This window comes from Agromyces soli (assembly GCF_022811605.1).
GTDB lineage: Bacteria > Actinomycetota > Actinomycetes > Actinomycetales > Microbacteriaceae > Agromyces > Agromyces soli.
This window is the reverse complement of sequence record NZ_CP094533.1, coordinates 1140415-1153366: the sequence shown is the minus strand read 5'-3', so window position 1 is coordinate 1153366 and position 12952 is coordinate 1140415. Positions and strand designations below refer to the sequence as shown.

Here is a 12952-nt window from a genome sequence, read left to right as displayed (position 1 = left end):
GCGTTTCTCTCGCAGTTCGGGCGGGCGTCAGAGCGCGCCGTCGCCCAGGTTGATCCAGGTGGTCTTGAGTCCGGTGTAGGCGTCGAAGGCGTGCAACGAGCGATCCCGGCCGGCGCCCGACTGCTTGAAGCCGCCGAACGGCGTGATCACGTCGGCGATGTCGAAGGCGTTCACCCAGACGGTGCCGGCGCGGAGGCGGCGGGCGACCCGGTGCGCCCGCGTCACGTCGGAGGTCCAGACGCTCGCGGCGAGCCCGTAGCTGGACTCGTTCGCGAGGCGGACGCCCTCCTCGGCATCCCGCACCGTCGTGACGGCCAGCGCCGGCCCGAAGATCTCCTCCTGGCCGATGCGCCCGGCGTTGTCGACGCCGTCGAAGACAGTCGGCTCGACGTAGTAGCCGCCCTCGAGCCCGGGCGGGCGGACGCGCCCGCCGCCGTGCACGGTCGCCCCCTCCGCCCGCGCCACGTCGACGTAGCCGAGCACGCGCTCGAGCTGGGTCTCGCTCGCGATGGTGCCGAGCTGGGTGCGCTCGTCGAGCGGGTCGCCCTGCACGAGCGAGCGGCCGACCTTCAGCACCTCGTCGAGGAGCTCGTCGTGCACGCGCTCGTCGACGATGAGGCGGCTGCCGCCGTGGCAGGTCTGCCCGGCGTTGTAGAAGATGCCCCACGCGACCGCAGAGGCGCACGCCTGCAGGTCGTCGACGTCGGCGAGCACGAGCTGCGGGGACTTGCCGCCGAGCTCGAGGCTCACCTGCTTGCCGTTCGACTCGCCGGCGTAGCGGAGGAAGCCGCGGCCGACGGCCGGCGATCCCGTGAAGGCGATCTTGTCGACGAGCGGATGCCGGCCGAGCGCCTGGCCGGCGACGGGGCCGAGCCCGGGGACGACGCTGAAGACGCCGTCCGGCACGCCCGCCTCCGCGGCGAGCGCCGCGAGCTTCAGCGCCGACAGGCTGGTGAGCTCCGCCGGCTTCAGCACGACCGAGTTGCCGGCGGCGAGGGCCGGGGCGATCTTCCACGCGGTGATGATGAGCGGGTAGTTCCACGGCACGACGGCGCCGATCACGCCGAGCGGCTCCCGGGTGACGAGGGCGAGCGCGGATTCGGGGGCCGGGGCGATCTCGTCGGTGAGCTTGTCGATGGCCTCCGCGTACCAGCGCACGACGCGGGCGGCGTTCGGCACGTCGACGTTCAGGGAGTCGCCGATGGGATGGCCCGAGTCGAGCGCTTCGAGCAGGGCGAGCTCCTCGCGGTGCTCGAGCATGAGCTCGGCGAGCCGCAGCAGCACGCGCTGCCGTTCGCGGCGGTCGGCGCGCGACCAGACCCCGGCCTCGAAGGCGCGGTGGGCGGCGCGCACCGCGGCGTCGACGTCGGGTTCGGCGGCCGCCGCGACGCTCGCGATCCGACGGCCGTCGCGCGGGGCGAAGGTGTCGAAGACGGCGCCGTCCGCGGCCTCCCGGAACGCGCCGTCGATGAACAGCCGGGTCTCGGGGGTGAGCGCCGCCGCGGCGGCGATCCAGTCGGTCATGGTGCTGCTCCTCGTGCTCGTCGTCAGACCGTGTACCGGGAGACGGCGTCGTGGTCGATCTCGACGCCGAGCCCCGGCGCATCCGGCACGACGAGGTCGCCGGCCGCGTCGATCATCAGCGGCGTCATGAAGAAGTCGCGCCGTTCGGGCGTCCAGCCGGGCGGGTCGAACGGGAACTCCAGGTAGGGGCCGGCGTCGACGCCGGCGGCCACGTGCAGGTTCGCGAGCAGGCCGAGCCCGTTGGACCACGTGTGCGGGGTGAACAGGCGGTGCCGGAGGTTGGCCGATTCGGCGACCTGGCGGGCCCGGTACATGCCCACGGCGAGTGCGACGTCGGGCTGGTAGACGTCGAAGGCGTCGGCCTCGATGAGCGCCATGATCTCGGGCAGGCTCCGCACCATCTCCCCGCCGGCGATCTGGATGCCGGTCTCGGCGCGCACGCGCTGCGCACCGACGACGTCGACCTGGGGCAGCGGCTCCTCGAGCCAGAGCACCCCGAGCTCGGTGAGTTCCGCGGCGACGCGCTGCACCTTCGCGAGCGGCAGCGCCGCCTCGATGTCGCCCGACATCCGCCACATCTGGTTCAGGTCGACCATGAGCTCGAACTCGTCGCCGACCGCCTCCCTGGCCGCGCGCACGGCGGCGACGCCCTCGGCGAGCCGATGCCGGGCGATGCGGATCTTCATGGCGCGGAAGCCGAGCTCCTTCGCGGCGAGCGCGGACTCGGCGCGCGCCTCGGGGGCCTTCAGCTCGCCGCTGGACGCGTAGGCGGGCAGCCGGTCGCGCGCGCCGCCGAAGAGCACGCTCACGGGGAGGCCGGCGACCTGACCGATGATGTCCCAGAGCGCCGCCTCGAGGGGCCAGTACCGGCCGCCGTGGAAGTTGATGGTCTCGATGCGGCGCACCTGGTTCAGGATCTGCAGCGGGTCGGTGCCGATGAACAGGTGCTCGAAGGCCTCGAAGCCGTCCATCGTGTCGCCGGAGCCGTAGCCCGTGATGCCTTCGTCGGTGTGCACCGTGACGAGGGTCGCGGCGAACTCCCTGCGCGGGTTCGGGTCCCAGGCCGCCGCGAACGGCGGATCGAGCGGCTGCAGCAGCCGGGTGAGCGTGATGGCGGTGATCTTCATGCTGGGTCTTTCGGCGTGTAGAAGGGGTTCGATGGCGCGTGCCGGGCGGCGATGACGTCGTCGGTGGCGGGGAGGTGGCGCGCGCCGTTCTCGAGCGCGGTGCGCACGGAGCGGCGGTTGTGCTCGAAGACGGCGTCGGCGTCGTCGGCGCCGGGGTTCACCCAGACGGCGGCGATCAGCACGTGGCTGTCCGCCTCCTCCCGGGTGATCACACCGTCCGCGAGTGCGTCGGCGACCCCGGCGGCGATGCCCGCCTGAGCGGGCCCCCAGATCAGCAGACCGTGCTCGTCGCTCGCCGGCGCCGACTTCGTCACGAAGAGGGTGAGCGGCTTCACCGGCAGCGACGGTCGGAGCACCGTCACGAAGGGCACGTGCCCCGCGCTCGGGGTGGCGAGCGCGGTCGCCCACGCCACCCCGGCCGGGCCCTCGCGGTGCCCGAAGACGGTGTTCACGTGCGCGGCGTTCACGCCGTCGCCGACGAAGCTCTCGCCGATCAGGAGGCCCTCGCTCATCAGATGAGGCCCTGCTCGGTCAGCCAGTCGGTGGCGACGTCCTCGGGGTCCTCGCCGTCGACGTCGACGAGGGCGTTGAGCTTCTGCATCTGCTCGGTCGTGAGCAGCGGCGTGAGCAGGCCGATGACGTCGGCGATCTCGGGGTACTCGTCGAGGGTGGACTGCTTGAGGGTGAAGGCGCCCTGGTAGGCGGGGAAGAACTGCAGGTCGTCCTCCATCACCACGAGGTCGAGCGCGGGGATGCGGCCGTCGGTCTGGAAGACCTCGCCGAAGTTGCAGTCGTCGCCCTTCTGCGTGGCCGTGTAGATGACGCCGGTGTCGAGGAGCGCGACGTTCGAGTCGGGCACGTCGATGCCGTAGGCCGCCTTGAGACCCGGCCAGCCGTCGTCGCGCGTGGAGAACTCGCTCTCGACGCAGAAGGTCTGCTCCTCGACCGGCAGGGCGGCGACGTCGCTCAGCGTCTTCACGCCGAGCTCCTTCGCCTTGTCGGCCCGGATGGCGAAGGCGTAGGTGTTGTTCAGCGGCGCCGGATCGAGCCAGGCGATGCCGTTGGCGGCGTCGGCCTCCTTGGTGGCCTCGAATTGCGCCTCCTCGCCCTTCACGGGCTCGGTGTTGCCGTTGTAGGTGATCCAGGAGGTGCCGGTGTACTCCCAGTAGCCGAGGAACTCGTCGTTCTCGAGCGCCTGGCGCACGTTGGCGGAGCCGACGAGCTTCGTGTTCGCGACAGTGTCGGCGCCGTGGGCGTTCAGCAGCTGGCTCGTGAGGTGGGCGAGGATGAACTGCTCCGAGAAGTCCTTGGCGCCGATGTCGCCCTTCAGGCCTTCGAGTTCGGTGCCCTGGCTGCCGGTGGCGGCGCCGCCGGAGGAGCAGGCGGAGAGGGCGAGGGCGCCGGCCGCGGCGAGCGCCAGTGCCGACAGGAGGGTGCGCGTCTTCATTGATGGACTCCTTGTGTGCGGGATTCGGGGGTGGAACGGGTGGAGGCAGCGGTGGCGGCTCAGATGCCCTTCGGCTTCAGCAGGTCCTCGGCGAAGCCGGCGATCCAGTCGATGAGCAGGGCGATGCAGGCGACGAGCACGGCGCCGACGACGAGCACGGGGTAGCGCTGCAGCTTCAGGCCGTTGACGATCATGTCGCCGAGTCCGCCGGCGTTGATGAAGGTCGCGATCGTCGCGACGCCGACGCAGAAGACGAGCGCGGTGCGGAGCCCCGCGAGGATCACGGGGACGGCGAGGGGCACCTCGATGCGCGTGAGCACCTGGTTCGGGGTCATCCCCATGCCGCGGGCCGATTCCCGGACGTTCGCGTCGACCTGCTGGATGCCGATCATCGTGTTGCGCAGCACGGGCAGGAAGGCGTACACGACGAGGGCGACGAGCGCCGTCGTGTACCCCGTCTGCCAGAGGATGGCGAGCAGGATCACGACGCCGACGGCGGGCGTGGCCTGGCCGATGTTCGCGATCGCGAGGATGACGTTCCGCACGGTCGCCGAGCGCGTCTTCGCGAGCAGGATCCCGGTGGGGATCGCGAGCACGGCGACGAGGGCGGAGGCGACGACGGTGAGGCTGAGGTGCTCTCCGACCCGGAGCGTGATGTAGCTCCAGTTCAGCGTGCGCTGCTCGATCGAGTCCAGCTGCAGCGTCGACACCCAGAGCAGCAGGAGCGCGAGCACGACGACCACGACGATCGGCGTCGTGAAACGGCGCCAGGTGAAGAACCGCGGCCGCGCGGGCGCCTCGGCGACGCGCGTCGCGCCGATCGCCTGGGTCTCGGTGGTGACGGTCATCGTGCGCCCGCTCGTGAGCCGGCCGTCCGGCCGGGCAGTTCGGCGCCGAGGACTGCGGAGATGCGGTCGACGCTCAGCGAGCCGACCGCCCGCCCCTGCTCGTCGACGACGTCGACGGCCGGGAGCCCGGTGAGCACAAGCACGTCGAGCGCGTCGCGGAGGTTGCCGGCGAATTCGATGGTCGGCGCCCCGCTCGTGCCGACCGCGGCGCCGAGGGTCGCCTCCTCGACGGGGACGAGGGCGAGGCGCTTGAGCGCGGCGCCGTGCCCGATGAACGAGGCCACGTAGTCGTTGGCCGGTTCGGCGAGGATGTTCGCCGGGGTGTCGAACTGCTCGATGCGGCTGCGGTCGGAGAGCACGGCGATGCGGTCGCCGAGCCGGATGGCCTCGTCGAAGTCGTGGGTGACGAAGATGATCGTCTTGCCGATCGACTCCTGGAGGCGCAGGAACTCCGCCTGCAGCTTCTCGCGGGTGATCGGGTCGGTCGCACCGAACGGCTCGTCCATCAGCATGACGGGCGGGTCCGCGGCGAGCGCGCGGGCGACGCCGACGCGCTGCTGCTGCCCGCCGGAGAGCTGCTTCGGGTAGCGGCTCGCGAAGGTGCCGGGGTCGAGCTGGACGGTCTCGAGCAGTTCGTCGACCCGCTCCGCGATGCGCGGCTTCGACCAGCCGAGGAGCTTCGGGACGGTCGCGATGTTCTCGGCGATCGTCATGTGCGGGAAGAGGCCGATCTGCTGGATGACGTAGCCGATGTGCCGGCGCAGTTCGTTCGGGTCGAGCGAGAGCACGTCGCGGCCGCCGATGGAGATGGACCCCGAGCTCGGCTCGATGATGCGGTTGATCATCTTCATGGTGGTGGTCTTCCCGCAGCCGCTGGGGCCGACGAACATGACGAGCTCGCCGGGGGCGACGGTCATCGAGAAGTCCTGGACGGCGGGGGCCTGCTGGCCGGGGTAGACCTTGACGACCCGGTCGAGGACGATCTCGACGCCGCTCGTGTGCTGCGCGATCGCGGTGATGCCGGTGGCGGTGGATTCAGACACGGAGACCCCTTGACGTCGTGGAGCGGCTGATGAGGACGAAGGCGCCGTCGACGACGAGCGCGAGGAGGACGACGCCGAGCGTTCCGGTGAGCGCGAAGTTCAGCGCGTTCTTGGAGCCGAGGGACGACAGTCCTTGGAAGATGAACTGGCCGAGGCCGGGCCCCGCGACGTAGGCGGCGATCGCGGCGATGCCGATCGTGAGCTGGGCGGCGACGCGCACCCCGGTGAGGATGATCGGCCAGGCCATGGGCAGCTGGACGGCGAAGAGGATCTTCGCCGGCGACATCCCCATGCCCTTCGCCGATTCCATGATCGCCGGCGAGACCTCGCGGAGCCCCACCACGGTGTTCCGGACGATGGGCAGCAGCGAGTAGAAGACGAGCGAGAGCACGGTGGGCGTCCAGCCGAGCCCGAACACGGGGGTGATCAGGGCGAGGAGCGCGAGCGAGGGGATGGTCAGGGCGACGCCGGCCGCGGCGATCGTCAGCGAGCGCGGCACCGGCCGGTTCCAGACCAGGATGCCGATGAGCACCCCGACGACGGTCGCGATGAGGAGCGAGAGCGCGACGACGGCGAGGTGCTGGAGCACGAGCTCGAGGATGTCGTCCCATCGGCGGCCCCAGAACGTGAGCAGACCGTCGAGGTCGAGTGCGTTCACGTCGCGTGCTCCCTTCTCGTCGTCGAGAACCGCCGAGGGCTCGGTGGTCGCTGCAGCGACGATACGTGGGGGTCACGATATGCGCAACTGCTGTTGCGCAAGTGTCAACACAGCTCTACGCTGGCCCCATGACTCCACCGACGACGGCGGCGACGGGGCAACGGCGCAACTCCGCCGGGCTCCGCCGCGATCTCGAGCTCCTCGAGGCCCTCGGCACCGACGAGGCGCTGCAGCAGGGCGGTCTCGGCGTCGTGCGGCTCGCCGAGCTCGCCGGCCGCGACAAGGGCCAGGTCTCCCGCACCCTCGCGACGCTCGCCGACGCCGGACTCGTCGCCCGCGACCCGGTGACCCTCGGCTACAGCCTCGGCTACCAGCTCTACGCCCTGGCCGCCCGCACCGCAGAGGCCCGGCTCGTCCGGGAGGCCACCGGCTACCTCCGCCGCATCGTCGCCGCGACGCACGAGACGACGCATCTCTGCGTGCTGCGAGGCGGCAGCGTGCTGACGCTCGCGAGCGAGCTCAGCGAGCACGCCTTCCGCGGCCTCGGCTGGGAGGGCGTGAGCACCGCAGCCTGGCGCACCTCGGCCGGGCGGGTGCTCGTGAGCGGATGGTCCGACGAGGAGCTCGCCGCCTGGTACGAACTGCACGGGCACGACGAAGCGATCGTGAGTCCGGCCTCCTCGCGCCCCTCGGGGCCGAGCGTGGTCCCGCCGCCGCCACCGCCGCCCGGCAAGCTGCTCGTGACCGACTTCGACAGCCTGCTCGCCGAGATCCGGCGCATCCGCGAGCGCGGCTACGCGACGGTCGACGAGGAGTTCGAGGCGGGCGTCGTCGGCGTCTCCGCGCCCGTCTACGACTTCCGCGGGCAGATCATCGCCGCGGTGAACATCAGCGCCCCGAAGCCGCGCCTCGGCGCCCACCTCGACGCCGCCGGCCGGCTGGCCGCGCGCGGCGCCGCCGAGCTCTCCGCGCAGCTCGGCGCCCCGGAGCTCACCCCACCCGGGTGAGCTCCTCGAGCATGCCGGGCTCGCGCCAGTGCCGGCTCGGGATGCTGTCGCGCAAGCGCCGGGTGTAGTCCTCGGCGGGCTCGTCGAGCACCGCGCCGGTCTCGCCCTGCTCGACGAGCCGGCCGTGGTGCAGCACCACGACGTCGTCGGTGAGCTGCCGCACGACGGCGAGGTCGTGGGAGATGAGCAGGTAGGCGGTGCCGAGCTCGTCGCGGAGCTCGGCGAGCAGGTTCAGGATCTGCGCCTGGATCGAGATGTCGAGCGCGGCGACCGCCTCGTCGAGGATGATCAGCCGGGGCTCGACGGCGAGCGCCCTGGCGATCGCGACGCGCTGCCGCTGTCCGCCCGAGAGGCCGACCGGGCTGCGGTCGAGCTGCGCCGGCGTGAGCCCGACGAGGTCGCCCAGCTCGCTCGCTCGGGCCGCGACGTTGCCACCGCGCGGCGGATGCAGGCGCAGCACCTCCACGAGGCAGGAGCGCACGGTCTGCCTGGGGTCGAGGGAGCCGTACGGGTCCTGGTAGACCATCTGCACGAGCTTCGCCCGGCGCAGCCGCTCGGCGCGGGAGCGCGGCTTCGAGCTGAGATCCTCGCCGTGCACGAGCACCCGCCCGCTCGTCGGCTGGTCGAGGCCCATGATGATGCGCGCGAGGGTCGACTTGCCCGAACCGGACTCCCCGACGATGCCGAGGTCGCGGCCGGCCCGCATGGTGAAGGAGACGGCGTCGACGGCCACGGTACGCCGTCCCCGCTTGCTGAAGACGCGGGTGACGTCGTCGACGACGACGGCGGGCGCTGACTGATCGGCGCTCATCGCGCTCCTCCCTCTGAAGCGGAAGCCTCTGAAGCGGATGCCTCGCCGGCATCGTCTGCGCCGACCGCCGGGGCGGTGAGGAACGCCTCGCGGTCGGCCGCGGTGATGGTGGGCAGCCGGGGCATCCGCTCCTCGATGCTCGGCCGCGAGCGCAGCAGGGCCAGGGTGTACGGATGCTTCGCGCCGCCGTGCAGCTCCTCGGCCGGCAGCTGCTCGACGATGCGCCCGCGGTACATCACGCAGATGCGGTCGCAGAGCGCCCCGGCGAGCTCCAGATCGTGCGTGATGAAGATCGTGCCGAGCCCGCGCCCCCGGGTCGCCGCGCGCAGGATCGCGGCGATCTCCGCCTGCCGGGTCACGTCGAGCGCGGTCGTCGCCTCGTCGGCGAGCATGAGCCGCGGGTCGGTCGAGAGCGCCGCCGCGATCACCGCGCGCTGCAGCATGCCGCCGGAGAGCTGGTGCGGGTACTCGGCCAGGCGCTGCGCGGGCTCGGCGATGCCGACCTCGCCGAGCAGCTGCTCGGCGCGCGCGTAGGCCGCGGCCCGAGGCATCCGCTTCGTCTTGCGCAGCCCCTCGGTGACGTACTCGCCGACCGTCGTGACGGGGTTCACCGAAGCGCGCGGGTCCTGGAAGACCATGCCGAGCTCCTCGGAGCGGAAGCGGGCGAGCTCGCGCTGGCGGAACGCGAGCACATCGCGTCCGTCGAAGCGGATGCTGCCGCTCACCCGCGCCGAGGCGGGCAGCAACCGGGCGACCGCGTTGACGGCCGTCGACTTGCCCGACCCGGACTCGCCGATGAAGCCGACGATCTCCCCCGGCGCGACGGTGAAGCTCACGCCGTCGAGGGCGCGCACCCACTCGGCGCCGTCGAAGAGCTCGACGACGAGGTCCTCGACCTCCAGCAGCTCGGTCATCGTCCCTCCCGGTTCAGGCTGACCCGATCGGCGAGCCGGTCGCCGATGAGCGAGACGGCGGCCACGACGATCACGATGGCGAGGCCCGCGAACGTGGCCTCCTCCCAGTACCCCTGCAGCACGCCGCGCTGGCCCTCGGAGATCATGAGGCCCCAGTCGGCGTCGGGCGGCTGCACGCCGAGCCCGAGGAACGACAGCGCCGCGAGGTCGACCATCGCGTAGCCGAAGGAGATCGTCAACTGCGCGAGCACCGTCGGCATCACCGCGGGCAGCAGGTGGCGCCCGGCGATCCTGGTACGCGACTGGCCGACGGTGACGAGCGCACTCAGGTACGGCAGCGACATCTCGCCGACCGCGACGCTGCGCACGATCCGCGCGATGAAGGGGATGTAGGCGATCGCCAGGGCGAGCACCGCGGTCGTGAAGCCCGGACCGAGCACCGAGACCGCGAGGATCGCGAGCAGCAGCCCGGGGAACGCGAAGCCGATGTCGAAGATGCGGCTCAGGATGCGGTCGACCCAGCCGCCCGAGATCGCGGCCACGAGCGCGAGCAGCGTGCCGACGACCGCGGCGACGAGCACCACGACCGCCGGTCCGAGCAGGCTCGTGCGCGCGCCGTAGAGCAGCCGGCTCAGGATGTCGCGGCCGGAGCCGTCCGTGCCGAGCAACGCCCACGGCTCCATGGGGCGGTAGGTGAGGCCGAAGTCGACCGCGTTCGGGTCGTAGGGGGCGATGACCGGCGCGAGCAGCGCGGCGAGCACCGCGAGCCCGACGACGGCCGTCGCGACGATGCCGGTGACGCCGAAGCCGCGGCTCTTGCGCGTGCGGCGCCGGCGCATCCGGAGCGCCTCGAAGACGACGGTGGTCATGCGGCGATCCCCTGACGCTCGCGCACCCGCGGGTCGATCACGACCTGGATGACGTCGACGATGAGCACGACGATGACGACGGCGGTGATGAGCAGCAGGCAGATCGCCTGCACCACCCCGAAGTCCTTCTTCGCGACGGCCTCGGTGAGCAGCGCGCCGATGCCGTCGAGCGCGAAGGCGCGCTCGACGACGACGGAGCCCACGATGAGGCTCGTGAGGGTGAGGCCGACGACCGTCGCGACCGGCGTGAGTCCGTTGCGCAGGATGTGCCGGCCGATAATCGTGCCCCGCGGCAGGCCGCGCGCGACGGCCGCCTTCACCTGGTCGCGCGCCGCCTCCTCGCGGAGGGCGGCCCGGGTCACCCGGATCACGTAGGAACCGGAGGCGAGCGTCAACGCGATGACCGGCAGCGTCAGATGGTAGAGCCGGTCGAGGAAGCCGTCGCCCGGCCCGAACGCGGGGAACCAGCCGAGGCCCACCGCGAACACCGAGATGAGCGTCGAAGCCGCCACGAAGGAGGGGATGGCGACGCCGATCGAGGTGCCCGCGAGGATCACGTCGCTGAGCGCCCGGCGGGAGAGCGCCGCGACGATGCCGAGCCCGACGCCGATCACGACGATGACGACGAGCGCGTAGGCGATGAGCAGCGTCGTGGTCGCGAGCCGCGGCCCGAGCAGCGACAGCACGTCGTCGCGATAGGTGATCGAGCGGCCGAGGTCGCCCGAGAGCACGTCGCCGAGCCACGCGACCCAGCGCACGAGGAAGGGATCGTCGAGGTGGTACTGCTCGCGCAGCGCGGCGATCGCCTCGTCGCTCAACGTGCGGTTGCCGATCAGGTAGCTGAGCGGATCACCGGGCGCGAGGTACAGCGCGCCGAAGATCAGGAACGAGGACACGAGGAGGGTCGCCAGTCCCTCGAGCACACGGATGGCGATGAAGCGGGGCAAGACGACGACCCTCCTCGGTCGGGTTCGGACGGGGCTCGGCGCTACTTGGCGCCGATGCCCGCCGCCCACGGGTAGTAGAGGAACGCGAGCGAGGCGGTCGCGCCGGAGATGCGGTCGTTCAGGTAGAGCCGCATGCCCGGGTTCACCAGGTTGATGAGCCCCATCGAGTCCACGAGCCCGGCCTGCGCGGCGACGAGCGACTCCGCGCGGGCGGTGTCGTCGAGCTCGCCGAAGGCGGCGGCCACGTTGTCGGTGACGCTCGGCTCGTCGAGCAGCCCGTAGTTGTAGGCGCTCAGCGGGGTGAACTCGCTGAGCGACACGATCGGGTCGGCGACCCCGGCGCCGTACTCGTTCACGATGAAGGCGTCGTACTCGGCACGGGCGGCCGCGTCGAAGTACAGCGCGTTGAAGCTCGTGATGGGCAGCGTCTGCGTCTTCACCTCGACCCCGATGGCCTTGCCGGCCGCGGCGAGCAGCTCGGCGGCCTTGTTGTCGGCCTCGGTCTCGGCGGGCAGCGCGACGGTGATGCTCTGGCCGGCGAGACCGCCGTCGTCGACGAGCTTCTTCGCGGCATCCACGTCCTGGGCGACCGAGGGCAGCTCAGCGGCGCCCTGCTCCCAGACGTCCTTCGCGTATCCCCAGGCGCCCGGCTGGATCGGGGTCAGCGACGGGGCGGCGGTACCGCGGAAGACCGTGTCGGCGAGCGCCTGGCGGTCGTAGGCGAGGCTCAGCGCGCGGCGGAGCTCGGCGTTCTGGAAGGGCCCGTCCTTCTCGGTGGGGCGCACCGCCATCCAGTCGGTGCTCGCGCCGAGGTAGAAGCTGCCCGAGTCGGAGTTCATGAGCGGCTCGGTCGCCGAGAGCGGCACGCGGTAGGTGCCGTCGATGTCGCCGGAGAGGAGGCTCGACGCGATCGTCGACTCGTCGGTGACGAAGGTGAGGGTGGCGGAGTCGGCGAGCGCGGCGCGGTCGTCGTTCCAGTAGTCGGCGTAGCGCGACATCGTGATGTTCGTGCCCGGCTTCCAGCCGTCGAACTGGAACGGGCCGGTGCACATGATGCCGCCGGACGCGGTGCCGTAGGCCTCGCCGGCCTGCTCGACGTACGCCTTCGACCCGATGACGCCGGCCGCGGTCGCGAGCATCCGCTCGAAGAGCGCGTCGGGTTCGGTGAAGGTGATGGTCACCTGCAGCTCGCCGGTCTGCTCGATGGAGGCGACCCGGTCGTAGAAGGGCACGCCCCAGTACGAGCCGGCCGCGTCGTCGAGGTTGCGGGAGAGGCTGAACACGACGTCCTCGGCGGTGAGCGGGCTGCCGTCCCAGAAGGTGACGCCGGAGCGGATGGTGAGCACCATCGTCGTGTCGTCGGGGCGGTCGACCTTCTCGGCGAGGCCGGGCTCGAGGCCGAAGTCGGGCGTCTGCAGCATGAGGCTCTCGCACATGTTGGCGAGGGTGGTGTTCTCCGAGTCGCTGTAGGCGTAAATCCAGTCGAGCGAGGCGGGCTCGCCGCTCGTGAGGTTCCACGTGAACGAGTCGATGGGGCCGGAGGCGGCGGGCGTCGTGGTGATCCAGTCGAGCCCGGCGCCGGCCGAGTCGCCGCCGGCGCTCGGGCTGGGCCGCTCGGCGGAGCAGGCGGCGAGGCCGACGGCGAGGGGGACGACGAGCGCCGCCGCGGCGACGCGGTACGAGGTGCGGGACATGTCAGGACTCCTTCGGGGGTGCGGGAGTGGTGCTGCTGGTGCGGTGCTGCTGGTGGGGCTGCG

The 12952-nt window shown here is 71.8% G+C and carries 13 protein-coding genes; 1 reads left to right on the top strand and 12 read right to left on the bottom strand.

Translation table 11 applies throughout. The features are described 5' to 3' along the window. Positions 1-27: 27 nt before the first annotated feature. The 7 genes from MTP13_RS05500 to MTP13_RS05470 are packed head-to-tail and all read right to left on the bottom strand — an operon-like array spanning position 28 to position 6647. Complete coding sequence (locus MTP13_RS05500) at positions 28-1524, bottom strand: aldehyde dehydrogenase (protein ID WP_243570084.1); 1497 nt, start codon at positions 1522-1524, stop codon at positions 28-30. Positions 1525-1547: 23 nt separating this feature from the next. Further along, positions 1548-2651 carry a mandelate racemase/muconate lactonizing enzyme family protein gene (locus tag MTP13_RS05495; protein ID WP_243570083.1) on the bottom strand — a complete coding sequence of 368 codons (1104 nt, stop codon included), beginning with the start codon at positions 2649-2651 and terminating at the stop codon, positions 1548-1550. Continuing rightward, positions 2648-3163: a formaldehyde-activating enzyme gene (gene fae, locus MTP13_RS05490; protein WP_243570082.1), complete on the bottom strand. Its 516-nt coding sequence runs from the start codon at positions 3161-3163 to the stop codon at positions 2648-2650. Before fae ends, MTP13_RS05495 begins: the two co-directional genes overlap by 4 nt. Next, positions 3163-4098, bottom strand: a complete 936-nt coding sequence (locus MTP13_RS05485; RefSeq protein ID WP_243570081.1) for a glycine betaine ABC transporter substrate-binding protein — start codon at positions 4096-4098, stop codon at positions 3163-3165. Before MTP13_RS05485 ends, fae begins: the two co-directional genes overlap by 1 nt. Before the next feature lie 59 nt (positions 4099-4157). Continuing rightward, positions 4158-4946: an ABC transporter permease gene (locus tag MTP13_RS05480; RefSeq protein WP_243570080.1), complete on the bottom strand. Its 789-nt coding sequence runs from the start codon at positions 4944-4946 to the stop codon at positions 4158-4160. Next, positions 4943-5989 carry an ABC transporter ATP-binding protein gene (locus MTP13_RS05475; protein ID WP_243570079.1) on the bottom strand — a complete coding sequence of 349 codons (1047 nt, stop codon included), beginning with the start codon at positions 5987-5989 and terminating at the stop codon, positions 4943-4945. Before MTP13_RS05475 ends, MTP13_RS05480 begins: the two co-directional genes overlap by 4 nt. After that, complete coding sequence (locus MTP13_RS05470) at positions 5982-6647, bottom strand: ABC transporter permease (RefSeq protein WP_189084097.1); 666 nt, start codon at positions 6645-6647, stop codon at positions 5982-5984. The genes MTP13_RS05475 and MTP13_RS05470 overlap by 8 nt, the downstream gene beginning before the upstream one ends. A gap of 128 nt (positions 6648-6775) precedes the next feature. Between MTP13_RS05470 and MTP13_RS05465 the strand changes: the two genes are divergently transcribed. Then, on the top strand, positions 6776-7654 hold the full coding sequence (locus tag MTP13_RS05465) for an IclR family transcriptional regulator (protein WP_243570078.1): 879 nt from the start codon (positions 6776-6778) through the stop codon (positions 7652-7654). Here MTP13_RS05465 and MTP13_RS05460 read toward each other — a convergent pair. From MTP13_RS05460 to MTP13_RS05440, 5 genes are read right to left on the bottom strand one after another with little or no spacing between them, the layout of a single operon-like run. Then, on the bottom strand, positions 7638-8465 hold the full coding sequence (locus MTP13_RS05460; RefSeq protein WP_243570077.1) for an ABC transporter ATP-binding protein: 828 nt from the start codon (positions 8463-8465) through the stop codon (positions 7638-7640). The two genes, MTP13_RS05465 and MTP13_RS05460, sit on opposite strands and share 17 nt — an antisense overlap. Then, the gene (locus MTP13_RS05455) at positions 8462-9379 is read right to left on the bottom strand and encodes an ABC transporter ATP-binding protein (protein WP_243570076.1); all 918 of its coding nucleotides are present in this window, start codon (positions 9377-9379) and stop codon (positions 8462-8464) included. The genes MTP13_RS05460 and MTP13_RS05455 overlap by 4 nt, the downstream gene beginning before the upstream one ends. Continuing rightward, a complete protein-coding gene (locus MTP13_RS05450) occupies positions 9376-10248 on the bottom strand; it encodes an ABC transporter permease (RefSeq protein ID WP_243570075.1) in 873 nt (290 codons plus the stop codon). Before MTP13_RS05450 ends, MTP13_RS05455 begins: the two co-directional genes overlap by 4 nt. Beyond that, the gene (locus MTP13_RS05445) at positions 10245-11195 is read right to left on the bottom strand and encodes an ABC transporter permease (RefSeq protein ID WP_243570074.1); all 951 of its coding nucleotides are present in this window, start codon (positions 11193-11195) and stop codon (positions 10245-10247) included. The genes MTP13_RS05450 and MTP13_RS05445 overlap by 4 nt, the downstream gene beginning before the upstream one ends. 41 nt (positions 11196-11236) lie before the next feature. Continuing rightward, positions 11237-12889, bottom strand: coding sequence for an ABC transporter substrate-binding protein (locus tag MTP13_RS05440; RefSeq protein ID WP_243570073.1), 1653 nt, complete (start codon positions 12887-12889; stop codon positions 11237-11239). Positions 12890-12952 lie beyond the last annotated feature (63 nt).

What these genes read in the sequence shown, in the direction of transcription:
- MTP13_RS05500 (WP_243570084.1), bottom strand. Translation starts at nt 1,524, where the DNA reads ATGACCGACTGGATCGCCGCCGCGGCGGCGCTCACCCCCGAGACCCGG.
- MTP13_RS05455 (WP_243570076.1), bottom strand. Translation starts at nt 9,379, where the DNA reads ATGACCGAGCTGCTGGAGGTCGAGGACCTCGTCGTCGAGCTCTTCGAC.
- fae (WP_243570082.1), bottom strand. Translation starts at nt 3,163, where the DNA reads ATGAGCGAGGGCCTCCTGATCGGCGAGAGCTTCGTCGGCGACGGCGTG.
- MTP13_RS05480 (WP_243570080.1), bottom strand. Translation starts at nt 4,946, where the DNA reads ATGACCGTCACCACCGAGACCCAGGCGATCGGCGCGACGCGCGTCGCC.
- MTP13_RS05495 (WP_243570083.1), bottom strand. Translation starts at nt 2,651, where the DNA reads ATGAAGATCACCGCCATCACGCTCACCCGGCTGCTGCAGCCGCTCGAT.
- MTP13_RS05460 (WP_243570077.1), bottom strand. Translation starts at nt 8,465, where the DNA reads ATGAGCGCCGATCAGTCAGCGCCCGCCGTCGTCGTCGACGACGTCACC.
- MTP13_RS05465 (WP_243570078.1), top strand. Translation starts at nt 6,776, where the DNA reads ATGACTCCACCGACGACGGCGGCGACGGGGCAACGGCGCAACTCCGCC.
- MTP13_RS05440 (WP_243570073.1), bottom strand. Translation starts at nt 12,889, where the DNA reads ATGTCCCGCACCTCGTACCGCGTCGCCGCGGCGGCGCTCGTCGTCCCC.
- MTP13_RS05450 (WP_243570075.1), bottom strand. Translation starts at nt 10,248, where the DNA reads ATGACCACCGTCGTCTTCGAGGCGCTCCGGATGCGCCGGCGCCGCACG.
- MTP13_RS05485 (WP_243570081.1), bottom strand. Translation starts at nt 4,098, where the DNA reads ATGAAGACGCGCACCCTCCTGTCGGCACTGGCGCTCGCCGCGGCCGGC.